Below are 21,863 nucleotides of genomic sequence, written 5' to 3'. Positions count from 1 at the left end.
CTATGATTTTCAGACCGAAGGAACGACTCTCCGAACAGGAAGTCAACAGTGGATTGAACACCATTCTGAAAGAAGGCCTGACTACCGAGGCCATGACCACTCTCACGGGTGGCACGTTTCTGGTCGCGTTTGCATTGTTGTTGGGCGCCAACAACTTTCAGATCGGCCTGCTGGCTTCGTTACCCACACTCACCAACGTATTTCAGCTCACTTCTATCTGGCTGATCCGCAGGTACAACAACCGGCGCGCGGTTTCGGTCATCTGCTCGGTACTGGCGCGTGTACCGCTTCTGGCAATCGGCTTACTGCCTTTCGTATTTGGAAAAGAAGCCCCGGTGAATCTGCTGCTATTTTTCCTTTTTTTCTTCTATTTGTTCGGATCTATCGCCGGACCCAGTTGGAACGCCTGGATGAAAGATCTCGTCCCCGGTGAAATGCTGGGCGTATATTTTTCCAAACGCAGCCGCTACGCACAGATACTAAATGTGGCCCTGAGCATTATACTGGCCATTGCAGTCGATAACATCCGCAAAAACTACCCTCAGTTTGAGCTAACGACCTACTCGATCATGTTCATACTGGCTGGTTTCATCGGCCTCTCCGGCGCGTGGCTGCTATCCACCGTTCCCGAACCATTGTCGCTTCTGGATAAGGACAACATTCTCAGAATGTTCGTACGGCCGCTGCGAGACCTTAACTTCCGGAAGTTGCTTGTATTCAATTCGGCATGGCTCTTTGCAGTCAATATCGCGACGCCGTTTTTCACGGTTTTTATGCTGAAAACCCTGGGGCTGACACTGCTTTACATTGTTCCGCTAACCATCCTGAGCCAGTTGAGCAGCATTCTCACGCTCGGACTCTGGGGCGTGTTCGCCGACCGTTACAGCAACAAGACGATCATCGCCATTTGCGCCCCAATGTACCTGCTATGCGTAATCGCCTGGTGTTTTGTAGGAATTTATTACAACCTGGTTTCAAACATGATCCTGCTGGCGCTCATTCACATACTGAGCGGTGCCAGTAATGCGGGCATCAATCTCGCATTGACCAACATCGGGCTCAAACTGGCGCCGTCACGCGAAGCTATTATTTACCTTTCTGTCAAAAACATCATTACTTCCGTGTTTTCCTCGCTGGCACCCATGATCGGAGGCTTCCTGGCCGACTATTTCACGCTACGGCAACTGCGCATTATGGCCGAATGGACAGGACCGACCCTGCAAAAAAGCTTCCGGCTACTGCTGTTGCATGAATGGAATTTCCTTTTTCTGATCGGAGCGGTGCTCACCGTCCTGGCTATCCAGCTACTGCCGCGCGTGCGGGAAGAAGGCGAGGTACACAAGAGTATTGTCAAACGAATCCTGCGTACGAGCATTCGCAGCAACCTGCGCGATTTCTTCGTCATCGATGCACTCCTCAACTGGCAATCATCTTTGAATGCCCTGCTCAAAGGCAAGCGCGTCGGTAACGCACCTGTTCAGCAAGGGGCCGAGGGGCCGCCTTTGAAGTAAGTAATAATCTTTCCACTGCCTTCACTATTTCAACAGGGTCGGGATAGGGAATTTCATCACGATAAAGGTTTCGGGCCACGTGCCGGACAATCACATTCCGGCTTTGCAAATGATCGGGTACCGAAAACGGTAAGACTTCATGAGGGCTTTTCCAGGGGGTGTGCTGGGGATTGGTTTGTGCATATAAAACAACCACCGGCGTTTGAACGGCGGCGGCTATATGGATGGTAGAAGTATTGACCGAGACTACACAAGCTGCCTTGTCTGTCAATGCAATAAATTCTCCCAGTGACAGCATGCCTGCGACCGACCAGGCCCCGGCACCAATACCGGCAGCGACCGACTCGGCGAGCACTTTTTCCGATGACGCCCCGGATATCAGCAATGGCAAACCGAATTTTGCGGCCAAAAGCCTGCCCGCCTTCACCCACAACTCCACCGGGTATTTTCGCTTTTCCTCCGAAACTCCGGGATGCAGCACGATATAGGATGTATCAGAAGCAATGAATACAGAAGACAGTTTGCGCTGCAATCCGGCTGGTATATTCGGATCCAGGGACAAAGAAAGCCGGTCATCGGCGACGCCGGCACCCAGGGCCTGAACCAGGTTCAGGTCGCGCTCCACCTGGTGACTGATCTGCTCGTAAGGCTCCTGGTCGGGAAGCCATGTAGTGAGCAATGCATAAGGATTTTCCCTCGCGTGGGCGACGCGCACGGGAATACCCGTCATGTATGCGAGCAAGGCGGCCGGAAGCGCGCTTTGACTGTACACGGTAAAAATGATAGCCGCATCGAAACGCATCGCAGCGATTTCACCCGCCAATGCAGGAAGAACACAATCTGTGGCGCCAGCATGTCCGGTCCAGGGTAAATCGGCCGTAATCAAGCCATCCACGCAATCCAGATAAGGAGCAACCAATGCGCCTGCCTGTGAGGTAAGCAGTGTGATCCGGCTTCCAAAAGTTTGTTTCAGTGCGCGAATCGCCGGCGAAGACATGATGACGTCGCCCATATTGTCGGCCCGGATGCAGAGTATATGCCGCAACGGCTGGTGTTCAATCATGTTCTGCAATGGTTTGGCTAGTGATGTAATCGGCGGCATCCTTGAAATGCCTTGTGGTATAATGTGGAACGCGATGTGGCCCTTCGAGCCATTCCGTCTCGTTTCCGTTGTCGATCAGCACTGTCTGGCAACCCGCGCGGTTCCCCGCTTCCACATCATCAAGAATATCGCCGATCATCCAGGAATGGGTAAGATCGATATGCAGATCGGCCGCCGCCTGCACCAGCAAACCCGGCCCCGGTTTACGGCATTCACACGCATTCCCGGCAGTAGCAGGCAAATGCGGACAGTAATAAAATCCGGAGAGTACCAATCCGTTTTCCACGAAAACATCCTCGAAATAGCGGATCAAAGCGTCCAGTTCGGTTTGGGAAAACAGCCCCATTGCCAGGCCCGGCTGGTTCGACACCACCACCAGGCGGTATCCGTCGGCCTGCAAAGTCCGCAGGCCGTCGAATACTTCGGCTTCAAAAACAACTTTGGCCGGGTCAACATTATAAGGCTCGTCCCTGATCAGGGTGCCGTCTTTATCCAGAAAGACCGCCTTGTTAACGTGGAATTGCATAGGCCCTGGTGCTGTTACGATAATCAGCGTGTTGCATACCGCCGGCATTCCGCATTGGAAGCATGTAGGCAGCTGGCCGCGACAGCATGTGGTGATGGATGCGACAGTAGAGATCATCAGCTTTCTGCGCCACGTGTTCCCACGTGAAGTACGCATTCACCCGTTTGAGCGCGTTGCGGCACAATGCCTGGTATTTGTCGGGGCACGCAATTCCCTCCCGTACGGCCAGCGCTAGTCCTTCCGGGTCGTTCGGCGGCACTAAAAAGCCCGTTTCGCGGTCTTTGACAGTGTATTTGATACCTCCGACCGCCGAGCCGATAACCGGGGTGCCGCAAGCCATCGCTTCCAGCGGGGTAATGCCAAAGGGCTCATACCAGGGCGTGGAAATGAAAAAATCCGCGGCCTGGTAGTATTGTTTGAGCTGTTGCCGGTTCCGGCGCCCTGTAAATTCGACGCGCTCCAATACGCCTTCTGCCCGGGCTATGTCGCGAAGACGGATAAACTCCTGGTCTTTTTCAAAATCGGGCACGTCTGTCGCGCCCCCGACAACGAGCAATCGTAACTTGGGGATGTCGTGCAGATAGCGCAGCGAGCGGATCACGTTATCGATCCCCTTGCGGGGCACCACTCTGCCCAATTGCAGCAATACCAGCTCATCTTCATCCAATCCCAGGTACCTCCGTGCTATCAACCGGGCCGACGGATGAAACTCGTCCGCACTGAAACCGCAGGGTATAATGGTAATGTGGGACGGATCGGCGTGGTAATGCTGCACCAGGTCCTGTTTGTCCTGCGGGCATTCGGCGATGATATAATCGGCATCGCCTACGATCATCTGTTCGATATCCAGGCGCTCTTCGGGAAATGCGTCCAGTTCTTTCTGATGCAGTTTGCGAATTTTGCCCAGCGCATGAAATGTGATCACGTACGGGATCCCCAGCCGCCGCTTGACGTACGACGCCACCAGGCCGGACATAAAGAAATTGGCATGTATCAATTCATAATCCATCTGAAATCGCGCGATGAAACGGATCATGTTCCTTCCGAATTCATCCATAAAGCCCAGCAAATGCTCCTTGGGCACGTCGGCAGCGGGGCCGGCCTCGATATGTATCACGCGGACGCCCGGCACCCATGAAACGATCTCAGGAAGTTCGGTACAGTCCTTTCTTGTAAAAATGTCGATCAGGTAACCCAGTTTGGCGAGCGATTTGCAAAGTTCGGCCACGTATACGTTCTGTCCTCCGCTATCCACGCCGCCCAGTACTGCCAGCGGAGAAGCATGTTCACTGATGAATGCTATTTTCCTTTTCATAATTGTGTTGGATAGTTTGTCTGAAAGTGTTTTCCCAGTCGGTCACAAACCGGGTAATGTTGAATTTATGGGCGGCTACTTGCCTGGCCTGTTCGCCTAGCTGCCGTGCCCAGGCGGGGTTGGCGATGAGACTGTTCATGCCTTCGATGAGACGATCGATATCGGTGTCTATCAACCCGCATTCCCGATCTTTGATCACTGTCACATATTCGGTGGTCGCCAACGCCACCACGGGCATTCCGGTCATCATGGCTTCGCACACGGCAAGGCCAAAACTCGTATAGCGGATCGGATTGAAAAAAAAGCGGTAATGGCTGATAAATTCGGGTAATTCCGGGTTGAGCACCTCCCCCAGCCCGCCCGAGCCGCTGGTGCCCATGCCAACCAGGTCCAGGGGCACATGCTTCCGGACTTGATCGAAAACATCCCAGCCCGTGATCCGCCCCCGTTGCTCGATATGGTTGATCACCACAATGCCGCGCGGGATATCACCCCGGTAAGAAACCGCCGGAATGCTGACGCCGTGCGCTATCACGCGCACATTTCGGGTACTACCATTGTCCCACATGAGCTTGTTAAAATGCGTCACGTGAACCATCGTGACGGCCGGGTCGGTCATCACATGAATACTGTTGGTGGGGTGTGGCTCGGGCGTGTTGTGCTCCACGTACACGCGCGGGAGCCGCTTCTGCCAGTCGGCGAGGATGTCATGCTGATCAATCAGGTAATTCCGCTCCGATTGGAACAGGATACAGTCGAACTGCTGGTGACGCACCTGCGCGACATCAACTTCAATCACATTGGGACCAAAAGGGAATGTTTCGCCTCGCCCGTAATACCCTTCACTCCGGGTGCCGTTGACGGGAATAAAAATGTCGTAATCGCCTTTTGAAAGATAGTAAAGATAACTTCCATGAATGTGCCAGGTAAAGATCCTCAACCGGCCGCCGCTGCTCCCGCTCATATGCAATCGTTTAAGTGAAACAGGCGGCGCCTTGTCAAAAACGATGCCACGCCTTGTAAACGCTGTTTTGTCTATCAGGCACTTGGCAGCCTGAAAGCACATAAACCAGTCGAAACGCTTCCAAACGCAACGTATATAAGGAGTCCCCACCGATCCCCGGCATGGAAGAATGTCCACAATTTGAACTGGCACAGTAGTTGTGCCCAGCGGCCCACATTCACAAACCGAAAATGGCCTATGTACATACTTGGAATCAATGCAGCGTTTCATGACACCGCCGCCGCGCTGGTAAAAGACGGAAAAATTATCGCCGCCGCAGAAGAAGAGCGTTTTACCCATATCAAACACGGCAAACGCCCCGTACCATTCACTACCTGGGAGCTACCTTTCCACGCCATCGACTACTGCCTCAAAGCCGCGGGCATTACCCTGGGAGACGTAGACCACATCGCCTACTCGTTTGATCCCGAAGGCATTGCAGAATCACCCATCTATAAAAGCGAATTCAACGATACGACCGACTTACTGACCGCGCCGGATGTGTACCGGGATTGGGATACACTTTTCCTTGAATACATCCGCAAAGCCCCGGCCCAGCTTCGGGATGGTTATCCGCACCATTTGCAAAAACGGCTGGCCAACGGTGGCGACATCGCAGGTAAATGGAAGTATGTCAACCACCACGTCGCACATGCAGCCAGCGCATTTTTTCCTTCACCATTCCATGAAGCCGCCGTGCTCACGATCGACGGTCGGGGCGAGCAGGCGACAACAGGCTACTTTATCGGTAAGGACAATTCACTGGTTCAGATCGATTCGGTAGATATGCCCCATTCACTGGGAATGTTGTATGAAAAAATAACCACATACCTGGGATTCCTGCATTCATCCGATGAATACAAGGTAATGGCCCTGGCTTCCTATGGCCGGCCGGTGTACCTGGAAGATTTCCGGTCGATCATCCACGTTGGGGACGATGGGCAATACACCATCGACGATTTCGATCCCGAGCAATGGTGGGGAGCAGGTCGCCGGAAGGACGACCCTTTCGGGCAGCTGCATTACGATATTGCGCATTCACTACAAAAAGCCTTGGAAGAAACAGTTTTAAAGCTGGCCCAATGGCTCTATGAACAGACCGGTTCCGAAAACCTTTGCATGGCCGGTGGCGTCGCATTGAATTGTGTCATGAATGCGGTGATCCGCGACCAGGGGCCGTTTCAGCATGTATGGGTGCAGCCGGCCGCCGGCGACGCGGGTACTGCCCTGGGAGCCGCTCAATGGTTAGACGTTCGCCTGAACACCCATGAAGAAGGTCCACGATACACGATGCCCATGAAGCATGTATACTGGGGCCCAGGCTATTCCGACGAGGAAATCGAACAATTTATGCTCTGGGCTAAAATGCCCTACAAACGACTGACCAATATCGCAAAAGAAACAGCGGCGATCCTGGCTGAGGATAAGATCATTGCCTGGTATCAGGGACGGATGGAATTCGGGCCGCGGTCGCTTGGCGCCCGTTCAATCCTTGCCTCACCGATCCATCCGGACATGCAGGCGCGACTCAACGATATCAAAGATCGGGAGGATTTCAGGCCGGTAGCCCCCGTCGTAATGGAAGACGACGCCAACGAGTGGTTTGAAAATGCCGGGGTGTCGCCGTTCATGCTGTTTGTTTACCCGGTCAAAGAGGATAAAGCGGACCGCATTCCCGCAGTTCGCCACACCGACGGCACCGCACGTGTGCAGACCGTCAACCGCGATCAACATGTCCTTTACTATGATCTGATCAGCGAGTTCAAGGCGCTTACCGGTGTTCCGGTATTGGTGAATACCTCGTTCAACACGCGCGGCGAACCGATCGTGTGCTCGCCCAGGGACGCGATCGAATGTTTCTGGACATCGCCCTTCGACGCATTGATCATTAATTCATTTATCCTCGAAAAGCAATGATAACAGCCAGTATGAGTGTGGTCATACCGACATTTAAACGCCCGAAACTTTTGTATAAATGCCTGGAAGCGCTGTGCCGGCAGGATTATCCGGGATGTTTTTTTGAAGTCGCAGTGGTGTCCGATGGTCCTGATCCGCAGACAGAGGCCATCGTGCAATTTTTTGCCGAAGAATACACTGATTTCTGCATTACATTCCAAAGTTTGCCGGTCCAAAGCGGGCCTGCGGCCGCACGGAACTACGGTTGGCGCAGAACGGCGGGCGACCTGGTCGTTTTCACCGACGACGATTGTGTTCCCGATGCCGGCTGGCTTGCCGCTTACTGGCGTGCCTATCGCTTCCACGATCAAAAATACATTGCCTTCACCGGCCGTGTGACAGTGCCCGTTCGCGACTGTCCTACCGATTATGAGAAAAACGTCGCATACCTCTCCTCCGCCGAATTTATTACAGCCAACTGCGCTTGCAGCCGAAATGCCCTGGAATTGACCGGGGGATTCGACGAGGCATTCCCAACGGCCTGGCGGGAGGATTCGGATTTGCAGTTCAAGCTGCTGACCAGCCAGGTCCCGATCTATCATGTTTCCGAGGCCATCGTTTGTCATCCCGTCCGCAAGCCCTTATGGGGTGTGAGCATCGCCGAGCAGCGTAAAAGCATGTTTAATGCATTGCTTTTCAAAAAACATCCGGCGTTGTACCGGACCAGGATTGCCCGTGGCCCGGTGTGGAACTACTACATCATTATCCTGGCGAGCATCGCTGCCGCTCTCGGCTTGGCGCTCGGCGCACCGGCAGTGGGCGGAGCAGCGCTGCTGATCTGGTCCTGCCTGATCCTGCTTTTTGTTACCAAACGCCTCAGCGGCACCGATGCTTCGTTTTCGCACCGCGCGGAAATGATGGTTACTTCCATTGTGATTCCTTACCTGTCTGTTTACTGGACCATTCGCGGGGCACTGCGATACAAAGTCTTTTTTCTATGACATTTCCACCACAAACAACACACCGCATCGCCGTTTTCAGGGCATTGCAACTCGGCGACATGCTTTGTTCCGTCCCGGCACTGCGGGCATTGCGCCATGCATATCCCGAAGCCGAAATCACCTTGCTCGGTCTCCCCTGGGCAGCATCTTTCCGCGAACGCTTTTCGGCCTATCTGGATGACTTCATTCATTTCCCGGGCTACGAAGGCCTTCCCGAGCAACCGGTTGACACAGGCAATTGGCAGCGATTCGAACAAAACATCCGCGAGACGCCTTTCGACCTGATCCTGCAAATGCAGGGCAATGGCAGCATTGCGAACGAAATGCTCGAAAACCTTCGGGCGGGGCCGGTGGCGGGGTTTCATAGCAAAGGAAATTACCGCGCCCCCGCCCGCTTTCTCGAATATCCGACGGGCATTTCCGAAATCGAGCGGCATCTGCGGCTAATGAAGCACCTTGGTATCCCGGCGGTCGGCACGCATCTCGAATATCCGGTTACCGAGGCAGAAGCAGCCCGTTTTCATGCCCAAAACCCGCTGCTTGAAGAAGGACATTATGTATGTGTGCATCCGGGCTCGCGCGGCGCATGGCGCCAGTGGCCACCCTCGCATTTCGCCTGCCTGGCCGACGAATGCGCGGGCATGAATTATCAGGTGGTAGTCACCGGCACGGCTGGCGAAGCGGATGTTACGCGGCAGGTCATTGAAGCCATGGATTATCCGGCCATCGACCTCACAGGTCGGACGGGGCCCGGCGAAATCGCACAACTGATCCGGGAATCCGCACTGCTGGTCAGTAACTGCACCGGCGTTTCACACATTGCCGCGGCCACCGGTACGCCCAGCGTGGTAATCAGTATGGATGGAGAACCCGAGCGCTGGGCTCCCCTGAACAAGGCCTTGCATAAAACCATCAACTGGAATACCTGCCAGGATTTCGATGTCGTGCTCAATTCGATGCTTGCATTACTGGAAGAGCGCCATGCTTACGCCGGTTGAAATCCCGACGTACCAACCCCATCTACCCCTTCGGGCATGGTTTTTAACCTGGAACAGCCTTTCATTCAAATACACGATATCATGGAAAACAATGGAAAATATGCCCTGATCACCGGGGCTACAAGTGGAATAGGGCTGGAACTTGCCAAACTCTTCGCCCGCGACGGCTATAACCTCGTCATTACCGCCCGGGATATTGCCGAACTCGACGAAACCAGCTCGCTGCTGCGCACATTCGGTGTCCAGGTACTACCCATCCCCAAAGATCTTTTTGACCGGGAACAGGCCTTCGGACTTTATGCAGATGTCAAGCAGCGCGGCATTGAAATCGATGTGCTGGTCAACAACGCCGGACAGGGTGTGTATGGTCAGTTTGATCAAACGGACATCGACCGGGAGTTGAGGATCATCGACCTGAACATCGCCTCGCTGGTGGTGCTTACCAAATGCTTTTTAACGGACATGACCGCCCGCAAGTCGGGTAAAATTCTCAATCTGGCGTCCATTGCCAGTAAACTGCCGGGCCCGTGGCAGGCGGTGTACCATGGCACCAAGGCATTTGTCCTCTCGTTCACCGAGGCTGTCAGGGAAGAAGTAAAAGACACCGGCGTCACCCTAACGGCCCTGATGCCCGGCGTTACCGATACCGATTTCTTCAACAAGGCCGATATGCAGGATAGCAAGGCTGTTCAGGACGAAGACGATTTAGCCGATCCGGCCGAAGTGGCACGCGATGGGTACGAAGCGCTGATGGAGGGCAAAGACAAAGTCGTATCCGGCTTTAAAAACAAGATGCAAATCGCCATGAGCAACGTCACGCCGGACAGCGTGGTTGCGCATCAGATGAACGAGCAACAAAAGCCGGTGGAACAGCCATAACCATTTAAAGAGCGGCCGCGTAACAGGCGGCCGCTCTTTAAATACCCCAATCCTATCCTTTTCAAGCAGGAACTTTCCCTGATTTCTCGCGATCCCAGAAACGATGCTGGGCCAGCGCCAAGATGAAACGATCGGCGAGCGTGGAAGCCTTATTCCCGATCACGATCCCCTCCCGCAGAACCGATTCATCGGTACTTTCGGCGGGAACCTTATTTGCGAAATAGGTGGATTCGATCACGGGAATCGCCGCGGAATCGAACGCAATAGCTTTGCAATGCTTGAATGCTTCATTCAGGAAATGTACCGCATCCCCATTTGCCGCGATGGCAGCAACGCTGTTGGCTCCTCCCGGCACGTACACACCGTCATAGAATACCGAAGCCGCAGTGAGCAGGCTGTGATTCACAGGCAGCTGCTCCTTTGTTTCGGAAAGAACAAAATTCTGCCTCGGCGCAATCACTTCCACTACGGCGCCGGCCTTTTCCAGCGCAGTCTTGACGGTGCTCAAAGACTTTCCGTCGACCCCATCGGCGGCCAGGAATGCTATTTTGCGTGTACTGATACTATCTTTCGGGCTGGTTGCCATGCTTAATGCCGGCGACACGGGAACGGACGGCTCTTTGACCACGGGCTCATAATCAGCCGGGTCGGCATCAGCGGGAATGCTCCGGTTCATGGGCCGTTTGGGATTTTTCGGCACGGTCAGGCCTAGCGCAGAAGCCACTTCACTTGCCAGTCTTTTATCCACCATCGACACGATTCCAAGCATACGTTCCCTCACCTCATTGGATCGGACCTTGCCCAGCTCAAAGCTGAATGCATCTATCATATGCTTTTTCTCTGCATCCGACTGGCTGTTGAAAAACAATTTCGCCTGACTGAAATGGTCCAGAAAACTCTTGCTGCGCGCCCGTACCTTGTGCGCATCAATGCGCTCGGGATAGGAGGCGTATCCGCCCTCGGAAGCTTTGGCTTGCACGGGAAAATTATTGCCCAGTGAGTTGGGACCATAGCTTACCTTGCCGCGGTTAATTGTCTGGCGCATATGGCCATCGCGCTGGTTGTTGTGCACAGGTACAACAGGCCGGTTGATCGGGATCTCCTGGAAATTGGGACCGCCCAACCTGATCAGTTGCGTGTCGGTGTAAGAGAAGAGCCGTCCCTGCAAGAGTGGGTCGTTGGTAAAATCGATACCCGGAACAACATGTCCGACATGGAAAGCGGATTGCTCGGTTTCCGCAAAAAAATTGTCCGGGTTACGATTCAGCGTCATCTTACCCACCCTGCGCACCGGCACAAGCTCTTCGGGGATCAGTTTGGTTGGGTCCAGCAAATCGAAATCAAATTTGAACTCGTCTTCCTCCGGCACTATTTGCAATCCTAATTCCCATTCGGGGAAATTACCGTTTTCTATCGCATCCCAAAGGTCGCGGCGGTGGAAGTCCGGATCCTTACCCGAAATGTTCTGCGCCTCATCCCAGGCCACCGAGTGCACGCCCAGCAAAGGCTTCCAGTGGAATTTCACGAAGCAACTCTTCCCTTCGGCATTGACCAGCCGGAATGAATGTACACCGAAACCTTCCATCATTCGATAGCTGCGCGGAATAGCGCGGTCGCTCATAAGCCACATGATCATGTGCGTGGATTCGGGCATAACGGAGATAAAGTCCCAGAATGTATCGTGGGCCGATGCCGCCTGGGGCATCTCATTATCGGGTTCGGGTTTCACAGCGTGGATCAGGTCGGGGAACTTGGTGGCGTCCTGGATGAAGAATACCGGCATATTGTTGCCTACCAGGTCGAAATTGCCCTCCTGTGTATAAAACTTCACGGCGAACCCGCGCACATCCCGTGCCAGATCGGTAGAGCCACGCGACCCTGCTACGGTTGAAAACCGGACAAAAACGGGCGTTTCGACGGACGTGTCGTTAAGAAACTGCGCTTTCGTGTACTCGCCGAGCGGTTCGTAAAGTTTGAAAATCCCGTGCGCACCCGATCCGCGGGCATGCACCACACGTTCAGGGATGCGCTCGTGATCGAAATGGGTGATTTTTTCGCGCAGAATAAAGTCTTCCAGCAGCGTAGCACCTCGCTCGCCCGCTTTCAGCGAGTTCTGATCGTCATTGATCTTTACGCCGGTATTCGTGTTCATCAGCTGGCCCGACGAATCTTCGATGAATGGTTCAAGCCTTTCGGTCTTGGCATTTGCCGGTTGACCGTCCGCCGGATTCTTCGAGCCGTGCCTGGCTAAACCGGTGCCGCCGGTTTTGGATTTTGGTTGTGAGCCTGTTTCTTCTTTCATAAAAGTGATGAGTAAAATTTTTGAGGGAAGGCAATTCCCGTTCCAGCAACCACTCACTCACCTGACAGCAGCGCAGCACCATCAAACGCAGATATGTATCGGACTAATTCAGGGTTCCGGAAGCCCGGGTTTGTACACAGAGGCTATTCTTTGCCTTGTCGAAGCGTTTCTGCCTAAGTACGGCACGCCTTTTGGGGAATCGTTGCACCACTTTTAATGGAAAACCGAAGGCCCGGTCATGGCCTGACAATGCTCAACTTAATGGAAAAAATGAAACCAATCGACCTAAACCGCACTATCGTCAATATCGTATACTACACACAGCCGTTATGTCCCGTTAGTTGGCGAATGCAGCAGCATTGGCACGAATTCACTACCAAATTCAGCGAACTGATCAACGTCAGGTTTTGCCTGGCCACTTTTGACGCGACGAGCCGAAATCCACGACCAGGACACGAACCGTCCAACATCAAAGCGTGTCAGGCAGTCAAGGCTGTATCGTTGCAATCGCAACGGGCGGCGGACCTTTATTTGAATGCGCTCCGCAAAGCCGCCCTCCACGAGGGGCAGGATATTTCGCTTCCTCACGTTTTGGTAGATCTGGCACGGGAAATCAGCAGGGAAAACCGCGGCATTCTTGATTTACAAAAATTTGGAACAGACTTCGACAGTTCCGCTACCCGGCGCGCGCTACAAAACGACGCCCTAAAAATCCGCACGAACAAAATCGACAGCTGCCCCACCATTACATTTACCGTGAATGGAGGCGGTATCAAAGCGACCGGGTTCCTTTCCTTCCAGCAACTGGCTGCCATGCTCAAAAAAGCCCTGACACGGATATGAAACGAGCAAGCTCTTTTTGAAAATTCTCATGGACAAGGCAGATCCTGATGCTGGCTACCGGTATTGTCAGCAACCACACTCTTTAACCCGGGAGTACTTACTTCAAAACAAAGCTTCTTGTTCTAACGGTATGTGCGCAGAAATAGCCCATCGCGCCCCCCCGTATATTGGTTTTGGGGTTGGAGATCACCGCTGAGTTTTGTTTCAGGGCCTGGTCCAGTGAATAGTAGAAATCATACACATCAGCATCAATGCATTGCAGCTTCACAATGATCGTATCGCCGGTCTTGATATCTATATCATTGCTTAAAACATGGGTCACCCTCGATCCGTTGTTAATTTTGTCGTTATGCAGGTATATCTCTTTCGACAGGCTGTCCTGAATGGTTAGCACCAGGTGATAATAATTCCCCAGCCCGACAGGATCATCATATACGGCTACGACGTCGGTACCATCACCAAACGTAGCTGGTTTTGTGTACAGGCTGTCCAACCCCTGGGGCGCCGGCATGGTAGACACAGAGGTAAACACTTCACTTCCCAGCATCACCACCAGTTTGTACGTGTGCCCGGGGACACCCGTCCAAACGTGCGTCCGGTACCTGCCCGGGGCTACCTCCGTCAGCGTATCTGTCGACGAGTTGTTCTGGTCTGTGACGTAGACTCTGGCGCCACTGACGGTCGGAAAATTATTGTCCTCGTCAAAATTAATGGAGCTCGTTATTTTCACTTCATACGGCCCCGGCTGGTCTGTGATATTCCCGGTGATCACGTATTTGGGAGACGACGGATTAAGCTCGACCTCAATCACTTTTTGGCATGAGTAAAGTGCAACTACGCAAAATGCGAGTGTCCAAACGAATATTTTCATCAGGCTAAAATTTGAAATTATAGGAAATAGACGGCACCCATCTGAACAGCGAGGTCTGAAGCGCCTGGGTCTTGGTGGGATTGTCAGGGTCGGTCTGGAAGGTAATAATGTAAGGATTTTGCCTCCCATAGGCATTATAAATGCTGAAAGAAAGCTCCGAAGAGTAGCGCTTATGTTCCTTCAATTTGACGGTAGCGCCTACATCCAGCCTGTGATAAGCGGGGCGTCTGTATTGGTTTCGCCCGGTGTAATAAGGTATTGCCTGGTCATCGATTTCATATTTACCGCTTGGAAAGGTTGCTGCATTACCGGTGTAGTAAACAAAGTTGGCCGATGCCGTCCATTTCTTCGATAACTTGTACATTCCCACAATGGACAGGTCATGGGTACGGTCCTGGGTGGCGCGATACCATTTGTTATCATTTACACCATCGATCAACATTTCCGTTCGTGCTAGTGTATAAGACAGCCAGCCGGTTAAGCGGCCCTCATTCTTTTTCACACTGAATTCGATACCATACGCTCGCCCCCGGCCAAATAGGAGCTGCGGTTCTATCGGTTCGTTGCTGTTCAGAATTTGAGCGTTGTCTTTGTAATCGGCCACATTGTGCATTGCCTTGTAGTAAGTCTCTATGCTGGTTTCATAGGTATTTTCCCTTAGATTCCGGAAAAAACCCAGCGAAACCTGGTCGGCAACGGTCGGTTTGATAATGTTATTTGTAGCTACCCATTTATCGATCGGATTGCTCGTGATGAAATTCGAATACAGGTGCAGGTACTGCGCGTTTCTCGCATAGGCAGCCTTGACAGACGAGGAATTACCTAACTGGTAACTGGCAGATATCCGGGGTTCCAGATTTACATAGGTCTTAAATACCTGCCCGGACGGTACCTGGAGTGTATCAACGATTTGCCGGTTGTCATCCAGCGTATAGAATTTGGAATTACCACCAAGCACCGCAAATACACTTAACCGCGCCCCGATATCCACGTTCAATCTACTGGTCGCTTTCCAGCTGTCAGTGACGTAAACCGCATTTTCCCAGGTTTTTGAATTTGCCGTGTCGGAGACGGCAGGGCTGGCGCTGATAATCCCCGGAGCGATCGTATGGTGAATAGAATTGAATCCAAAGTGCAGGGAATTGTTGGCATTCATATAGTAATCCAGCCCTTCCTTGAAATTCCAGTCTTTGATGGACGACAGCATGTTGCCTGTAACGCCCGCGGTATTTACGTAGACTTTGTAGCGGTAATCACTGTAAATAAGGGAAGTGTTGGAAAATAGTTTGGAATTAAAAATATGATTCCACCGAAGCGTTGCCGTGGCGTTGCCCCAGTCGATACCCAGAACATCCCCAAACGACAGGACGTCTTTGCCATAATAACCGGAGAGATAGATCCTGTCCCTGTCGGTAAATTTGTAATTCAACTTGGCGTTCAGGTCGTAGAAATAAAGGCGGTTATTGCGGACAGTGGAATCACCGGACAGCCCAAGAAACGCATCGGCATAGGTGCGCCTGCCGCTTACCAAAAATGATCCTTTGCCCTTCACGATCGGGCCTTCAACATTCAACCGGGCGGCGATCAGCCCCACCCCTCCGCTTACATGATACGACTGATCGTTGCCGTCGTTCATTTTTACATCCATAACCGACGAAAGACGCCCTCCATACTGCGCAGGCTCATTGCCTTTGTACAAAGTGAGGCTTTTGATCGCATCAGAATTAAAGACAGAAAAAAAGCTCAACAGGTGTGACGGATTGTACACGATGGCCTCATCCAGCAGCACAAGGTTCTGGTCGGCCCCACCCCCTCTTACGTAAAAACCGGTACTGCCTTCACCAGCGGCTTTGACACCCGGCAACAGCTGGACGATTTTCATAACATCCTTTTCTCCAAATAATACCGGTAGCGAAGCCAGTTGCTTAACATTTAAATTTTCCTTTCCCATCTGCGCCGAGGTCACCGCTTCATTTTTGGCCTTATCACTTACAAGTACTTCCTGTAATGTGTTACCTTCAGGGGCGAGCATTACCTTTAGTTTATAGTCCTTATCGAGCAGTACTTTTTCAGAATAGCGTGCGTATCCCATGTAGCTGGCGTTGATGATATAGGAGGCTGCGGGAAGAGAGATCGAGAAGAAGCCATACTCGTTAGTCACCGTGCCCCGCTGAGTACCTTCGACGCTGACAGTAGCGCCAATCAGCGACTCGCCAGTCGCTTTGTCGGACACTGTGCCGCTAATGGTGTACTTTTTCTGAGCGACGCTATTTAGGCTGATAAAGAGCATCCCAACTATGAGCAGTTTGTTCATAAAAGTGAATTGAAGTCGAACAAAACTACTTTTCTACACCTGAGGGGCTTGCGCGAATTATAGGAACGAGGCTAACTATTATACCAAAGATGCCGGGCATTATAGAACCCCACCGTGGCCGGACAATAGAAGCCGGAGGGCTGTGTTTGTATAATAAAGCGAGGCGTTCGTATAATTCGGCATTTGCCCGGTTTTGGGAGCGTTATCTTGGAATTACAAAAGTGACGACGAAACGATGGAATCAGCCAATGAACTTTCGGGGCGGGGTAAATACATGGAGCTTCTGATTGCGCCAAGGTACCGCATACACAGGCATCTCATACTGGTATTTATGCTGGGTACCTTCGTGCTGAGCATGGAGCCAAGCGACAACGCTACTCCACCGGGCCAGGTCAAGTTCCGCTTCTTCATTTTTTTCCTGTCCCTTCTTTACACGAATCTGTATCTGCTGGTCCCGCATTTTCTTTTCAAAAATAAACACGTCCGGTTTGTAGCGGCCATCGCATTGTTTATAGCCCTGGCATATCCTTTAATATTTTTCAACCTTAAAGCGGATGGCTTTTCAACCACACCCTATTGGGGAGTGGCAAAATATGTTTTCATATCCCTGGTATGGGTTATGGCCTGTACTGCGATCAAACTCTTTCAACGCTGGGTGATAGATTCCCAACGGATCAGCGAGCTGGAACATCTGACGAAATCTGCGGAGTTGGAGCAGCTCAAAAATCAGATTAATCCTCACTTCCTGTTCAATATGCTCAATAATGTCAATGTGCTTACCCAGAAAGACCCTAAAAAAGCATCCCAGGTTCTCGAAAAACTCAGCGACTTTTTGAGATACCAGTTGTATGACAGCGCCAGGCCCAAAGTATTGTTGACCTCGGAGATACGTTTTATCCAAGATCTTCTCAATATGGAAAAAATACGGCGGGATAACTTTGAGTTTACCCTTTCAACGGAAGGACTGCTCACTGGTATCCAGATCGCTCCCTTGCTGTTTATCACCTTTATAGAGAATGCCGTCAAACACAGCCTGGATGCTGATAATGCATCCTTTATTCGTATCTGCTTTAACATCCGGGAAGATGAATTGTACTTCACATGCATCAATTCAAAACCTCAACGCACGATCACCGCTCAGGCTGCCGGCGGACTTGGGCTTGCAAACGTCAAGCGCAGGCTTTCCTTGCTTTACCCGGACAGGCACATTTTGAAGGCAGAAGATTCGGCACAAACTTATTCGCTAAGCTTAACAATCAAATTATGAGATGTATCATCGTCGATGACGAGCCATTGGCAAGAGAGGGCATTGCATCGCTGGTCAATCAAACACCGGGAATACAATTGGTCGGAAGCTATAACAGTGCCAATGCGGCTGCCAGGTTCCTCTCCGAGGAGCCGGTGGACCTGCTGTTTCTCGATATTCAAATGCCGGGAATGAATGGCATCGATTTCGCAAGATCCGTGCCTGCCATGACGCTCGTGATTTTCACCACAGCTTACGCGGAATATGCATTGGATAGCTATGAGGTGGATGCAGTGGATTATCTGATCAAGCCGATCAGGATAGAGCGTTTTCAAAAGGCAGTTGATAAAGCATCCAACTACCTGGAGCTGTTGAAATCGAGTGCGACCTCGACCAACAGCATTCAGCAGGTAACAGACGATTATTTTTTTGTAAAAGCCGAAAGGCGCATTTTCAAAATACGGTTTAGCGATATACTTTTCATCGAAGGGTTAAAAGATTATGTAGTGCTGCAAACCGTCTCTCAAAAGGTGATCACCGCGATGAACATCAAAACCATTTATGACCAGCTGCCCCAAAACACATTTGCGCGTGTAAGCAAATCTTACATTATCAATATGAGCCAGGTGACCTCATTTGATAACAACACCGCTTTCATCGACAAGCACGAAATCCCGATCGGCGATGCCTACCGGACCCAGTTTTTTGATGGTTTTGTAACAGGGAAATTACTAAGCCGGAACAGGTAGCCCCCGCTGTATATCGGCATAGTGGTATTTGAGTACAGGATAATCAAAGGCATTGTCAATTCTTCTACAAGCCAAAATGGGCCAAAAACGAAACAGCAAGCATGTCAACAGGCCCGACAAAAAGGAATTTGACAAGGGCGAGCCAATAGCACCTGACAGGGCATTTGAATTGATGATATATATGTTCCAGCCAGATCCGTGGCTGGAAATTAGCTATCTTATCCAAACGCCGGACCGAAAACACCAAAATTGACCGAAGTAAATCCTCCGGTCAAAGTTAATTACGACATCTTAATGGACCTCGAATACGATCGAGGCCCCCCGGGTTAATGCGCAGTCGCGTCACCGATTATTTTCTTACCCAGCCGCAACCGGCACGGTTCAAAACGCTGTCTATTGTTTGACCAGCTTGATGACTTTGCTTACCTCTCCCATGTGCAACCTGAGCAGGTGCATGCCAGGTCGCAGCGTCCGACCGACCAGGCTACCGTCTTTTCCTTCGCCACTTTCCACTCTCCTGCCCGCCAGGTCATAAATTTCGTATCTGAAATCAGAAGAAGCCCTGATCCGGAAAAGTTGGGAAGATGGATTTGGATAGGCGCTTACACTTCCACCCGCATCAAATTCCACCGCTTCACGACTTGCCAACCGCGAAGCAGTTCCACTACTCACTTCTTCGAACCGGAACTGCTGGTTGCTTACACTGTTACAGCCCCACTGTTGAACAAGGGCGCCATTAGCCGTGGAAGCGCTTGCCACGTCCAGACATTTGCCGCTGTGCCGGGCCTTAATCTGGTAATAACCGTCTCCCGCATCAATCAGCTGAAACTGCTGGTTGGTACCGGCACCGGCCGTCCATTGCTGAACTTTCGCTCCATCGTCCAGAGAAAATCCATTGATGTCCAGATTCTTTCCGCTATGAGCTGCCTTCAAAGTGTAGTATCCGCTTCCGTCGCCTGTGATTACCCAATGCTGGTTAGCACCGCCATTGCCAGGCCATTGGTCCACCTGCGCGCCATCAACGGTCGACGCGCCCACGACGTCCAGCAGTTGATTGCTATGCCTTGCAATAATCCGGTAAGTTGCTCCGGAAATGACCGAAAGCGAATTTTGTATATCCCCGTAAATAATTCCCCGGCCAGTCCCTCCCAGGTACAACCTGCCGTACACACGCGGATCGCCGGTGATGGTGGTAACCGTACCATACTGGTGCTGGGCATCGTTTATGCGCGTCCAGCTGGCACCGCCGTCGTCCGAACGGTAGAAGCCGGAGGTGCCGCTCACGGTGCCAACGATAAAGACCGCCGGATAGGTTTTCCCGGGAGCTGCTTTCCCGAACGAGACCGCCGTGGCATTCTGCGCGCTGCCCACCTGCGTAAAACTGGTACCCGAGTTGGTGGAACGGTATACCCCGTTAGGATTGGCAAGCCAAATGTCGCCTTCCACCCCGAAGACCGTGCGGATGCGTGTGAGCCACGACTGGTAATCGGGAACGGTCGGTAGCCCGGTGGCCTGTATTGAAAAGGAAGCTCCTCCATTGGTACTTACCCAAATCCTGCCGTTTACCGGTTCGTACGCATAAAATTTCTGGGAATTCACCCGATCGGATACGGGCTTTAAGTTGGCCGGCACTCCGCCGCAAGCCGTCCAGGATGTTCCGCGATTGGTAGAAAAATACAAAGCGGAAGCGCCCTCGGGAGCCCATACAAGTCTGTTGCCGTCGGCGGAAACGGCGATGTTGCCACCACCGGTTGTTCCCGCAGGTACGCTGGCAAACGATGTCCAACTGCTACCGCCGTCGGTAGAATAGGAGCCGTATTTCCCTCCGGCATTGTTGTAGGTACGAGCCATAAAACCGGGAACGCTCTGCGCAAAATCAATACTGAGGCTCGTTCCATACTGAGGCGATAAGCGACCAGCCGCCGGCGAAACATCCAGGTTGTCGTGTTTGAAACCATCAATGTCACCCAGGGCGCTCAAAAGCGGAGCACCGGCGGGAGGACTGATCAACTCTAAGGCAGCCGTTTCCTCCAGTCCCTTGTTTTGAAATATCCAGTTGGTCGTGCTCGCGGTGAGGTTATTCGAATTATAGACCCCGTAACCAGTTACAAACCAGGCATTGTTGGCGTTAAACGGATCGATCTCGACATCACCCAACCAGTGCGGATTCATGCCAGCCGCATATGGAGCCAAAGAATGATCCCAGGTAGCATTAGTCAGCAGGCCGGTCCAGCTCGCACCGCCATCTGTCGTGCGGAGTACTTCGTCGCGGGGCCACCAGCGGTCCATTGTACTGACGATCACATGATTGGCATTCTGAGCATCTACCGAAATACCTCCATATCCCCCTTGCCCGGACGGCGGAGAGATATTTGTCCAGCTATTACCGGCCGGGTTGAGCTTCCATACAGCCCCGGCACCGACGTTGTTCGGGCCGCTGGCGTCGGAATAGGACAGATAAATAATGCCGTTGGAAGCCCGGGCCGCCTGGTGAGGCATCAGATTGGTCGGCTGGCCGGATACCGCCGTCCAGGTTGCTCCCGCGTCGGTACTTTTGTATAGATTGGTACCCGTCTGCATGACGCCCACGTAAATCGTTTTTGTGGCTGTACCGGACGAACTGCTGCTTTTATCAAAAAGCACAAAGGAGATACCTCCCGAACCAACCGGACTTGAACTGACCGGAAAGCTGCTGACCTTGCTCCATGTAGATCCGTAGTTTGTACTTTTCCAGAGCCCGTCTGTGCTGGAACCCAGGAAAAGAGTGCTCCCCAGGTTCGGGTCTACCTGCAAACGTTCACCGGCAGAGCGCCCGTTTTCGTTCCCGCCCAGTTTAATCGACAAGTTATTACGTGTCCAGGTCGCCCCTTTGTCTACGGACGAGTAGACCGCTCCGGCTGCGCCCCACGACTGCGTGTAGAGGCCCGTGGCCATATACACGCGATTCGGATTTGAAGGATCGGTCGCCATGCTGACCACGCCGTAGTCGTCCCCGGAAACGAAACTATCCGAGAGCGGTATCCAGATTTTGTTGGCAGCATCCCAGCGATAGGCCCCTCCTATGTCGGTACGCGCATAAATCAGGTTCTGCTGGGTCGGACTGTAAATAATACCCGTCACAAATCCCCCACCCAGCATTTGTACATTTTTCCATTTGTACGTCTGAGCCATCAATTTTGATGCGAACAAGCAAATCATCCAGCAAAAAACCAGCATATACCTCCGTGCCGGTTTCATTATGTAAGTTTTAGCCATGTTGTACGAATTAGATTAATTAACTGATTTACAAGATCATGCATCGTATTGA

16 protein-coding genes are annotated in these 21,863 nt (G+C 52.2%); 8 read left to right on the top strand and 8 right to left on the bottom strand.

Going from position 1 to position 21,863, the window contains the following annotated elements; all coding sequences use genetic code 11:
• The first annotated feature begins 2 nt into the window (after positions 1 to 2).
• Positions 3 to 1,511 (top strand): MFS transporter, encoded by a 1,509-nt coding sequence (locus J7619_RS27950; RefSeq protein WP_291207017.1) that lies wholly within the window; start codon positions 3 to 5, stop codon positions 1,509 to 1,511.
• Here J7619_RS27950 and J7619_RS27945 read toward each other — a convergent pair.
• The 4 genes from J7619_RS27945 to J7619_RS27930 are packed head-to-tail and all read right to left on the bottom strand — an operon-like array spanning position 1,447 to position 5,418.
• Positions 1,447 to 2,574: a glycosyltransferase family 9 protein gene (locus tag J7619_RS27945; RefSeq protein WP_291207014.1), complete on the bottom strand. Its 1,128-nt coding sequence runs from the start codon at positions 2,572 to 2,574 to the stop codon at positions 1,447 to 1,449. The genes J7619_RS27950 and J7619_RS27945 overlap by 65 nt on opposite strands.
• The gene (locus J7619_RS27940) at positions 2,567 to 3,139 is read right to left on the bottom strand and encodes an HAD family hydrolase (protein WP_291207012.1); all 573 of its coding nucleotides are present in this window, start codon (positions 3,137 to 3,139) and stop codon (positions 2,567 to 2,569) included. Before J7619_RS27940 ends, J7619_RS27945 begins: the two co-directional genes overlap by 8 nt.
• Positions 3,123 to 4,454, bottom strand: a complete 1,332-nt coding sequence (locus tag J7619_RS27935) for a glycosyltransferase (RefSeq protein ID WP_291207009.1) — start codon at positions 4,452 to 4,454, stop codon at positions 3,123 to 3,125. Before J7619_RS27935 ends, J7619_RS27940 begins: the two co-directional genes overlap by 17 nt.
• Positions 4,426 to 5,418: a glycosyltransferase family 4 protein gene (locus J7619_RS27930; protein WP_291207007.1), complete on the bottom strand. Its 993-nt coding sequence runs from the start codon at positions 5,416 to 5,418 to the stop codon at positions 4,426 to 4,428. Before J7619_RS27930 ends, J7619_RS27935 begins: the two co-directional genes overlap by 29 nt.
• A 237-nt stretch (positions 5,419 to 5,655) precedes the next feature.
• Between J7619_RS27930 and J7619_RS27925 the strand changes: the two genes are divergently transcribed.
• The 4 genes from J7619_RS27925 to J7619_RS27910 all read left to right on the top strand — a co-directional run bounded on the left by J7619_RS27925 (position 5,656) and on the right by J7619_RS27910 (position 10,231).
• The gene (locus tag J7619_RS27925) at positions 5,656 to 7,374 is read left to right on the top strand and encodes a carbamoyltransferase C-terminal domain-containing protein (RefSeq protein WP_291207005.1); all 1,719 of its coding nucleotides are present in this window, start codon (positions 5,656 to 5,658) and stop codon (positions 7,372 to 7,374) included.
• On the top strand, positions 7,371 to 8,354 hold the full coding sequence (locus tag J7619_RS27920; protein WP_291207004.1) for a glycosyltransferase family 2 protein: 984 nt from the start codon (positions 7,371 to 7,373) through the stop codon (positions 8,352 to 8,354). The genes J7619_RS27925 and J7619_RS27920 overlap by 4 nt, the downstream gene beginning before the upstream one ends.
• Positions 8,351 to 9,352, top strand: a complete 1,002-nt coding sequence (locus J7619_RS27915) for a glycosyltransferase family 9 protein (RefSeq protein WP_291207002.1) — start codon at positions 8,351 to 8,353, stop codon at positions 9,350 to 9,352. Before J7619_RS27920 ends, J7619_RS27915 begins: the two co-directional genes overlap by 4 nt.
• Positions 9,353 to 9,433: 81 nt before the next feature.
• The gene (locus J7619_RS27910) at positions 9,434 to 10,231 is read left to right on the top strand and encodes an SDR family oxidoreductase (RefSeq protein WP_291207000.1); all 798 of its coding nucleotides are present in this window, start codon (positions 9,434 to 9,436) and stop codon (positions 10,229 to 10,231) included.
• Between the two features lie 61 nt (positions 10,232 to 10,292).
• Here J7619_RS27910 and J7619_RS27905 read toward each other — a convergent pair whose 3' ends face one another.
• On the bottom strand, positions 10,293 to 12,533 hold the full coding sequence (locus J7619_RS27905; protein WP_291206997.1) for a catalase: 2,241 nt from the start codon (positions 12,531 to 12,533) through the stop codon (positions 10,293 to 10,295).
• A 270-nt stretch (positions 12,534 to 12,803) separates the two neighbouring features.
• Between J7619_RS27905 and J7619_RS27900 the strand changes: the two genes are divergently transcribed.
• Entirely contained in the window at positions 12,804 to 13,376 is a 573-nt protein-coding gene (locus J7619_RS27900; RefSeq protein ID WP_291206994.1) for a DsbA family protein, read from the top strand.
• A 97-nt stretch (positions 13,377 to 13,473) separates the two neighbouring features.
• On the opposite strand, the gene J7619_RS27895 is transcribed toward J7619_RS27900, so the two are convergent.
• Entirely contained in the window at positions 13,474 to 14,247 is a 774-nt protein-coding gene (locus J7619_RS27895; protein WP_291206991.1) for a DUF4249 domain-containing protein, read from the bottom strand.
• Positions 14,248 to 14,251: 4 nt separating this feature from the next.
• Positions 14,252 to 16,561, bottom strand: a complete 2,310-nt coding sequence (locus tag J7619_RS27890; RefSeq protein ID WP_291206988.1) for a TonB-dependent receptor — start codon at positions 16,559 to 16,561, stop codon at positions 14,252 to 14,254.
• Positions 16,562 to 16,796: 235 nt separating this feature from the next.
• On the opposite strand from J7619_RS27890, the gene J7619_RS27885 reads away from it, so the two are divergent.
• Positions 16,797 to 17,828 (top strand): sensor histidine kinase, encoded by a 1,032-nt coding sequence (locus tag J7619_RS27885; RefSeq protein WP_291206986.1) that lies wholly within the window; start codon positions 16,797 to 16,799, stop codon positions 17,826 to 17,828.
• Positions 17,825 to 18,556, top strand: a complete 732-nt coding sequence (locus J7619_RS27880; RefSeq protein ID WP_291206983.1) for a LytTR family DNA-binding domain-containing protein — start codon at positions 17,825 to 17,827, stop codon at positions 18,554 to 18,556. The genes J7619_RS27885 and J7619_RS27880 overlap by 4 nt, the downstream gene beginning before the upstream one ends.
• 393 nt (positions 18,557 to 18,949) lie before the next feature.
• Here J7619_RS27880 and J7619_RS27875 read toward each other — a convergent pair whose 3' ends face one another.
• The gene (locus tag J7619_RS27875) at positions 18,950 to 21,727 is read right to left on the bottom strand and encodes an RICIN domain-containing protein (protein WP_291206980.1); all 2,778 of its coding nucleotides are present in this window, start codon (positions 21,725 to 21,727) and stop codon (positions 18,950 to 18,952) included.
• Positions 21,728 to 21,863 lie beyond the last annotated feature (136 nt).

Source organism: Dyadobacter sp., from assembly GCF_017744695.1.
Classification (GTDB): Bacteria; Bacteroidota; Bacteroidia; order Cytophagales; family Spirosomataceae; genus Dyadobacter.
This window is presented reverse-complemented; position numbering and strand designations above follow the sequence as displayed.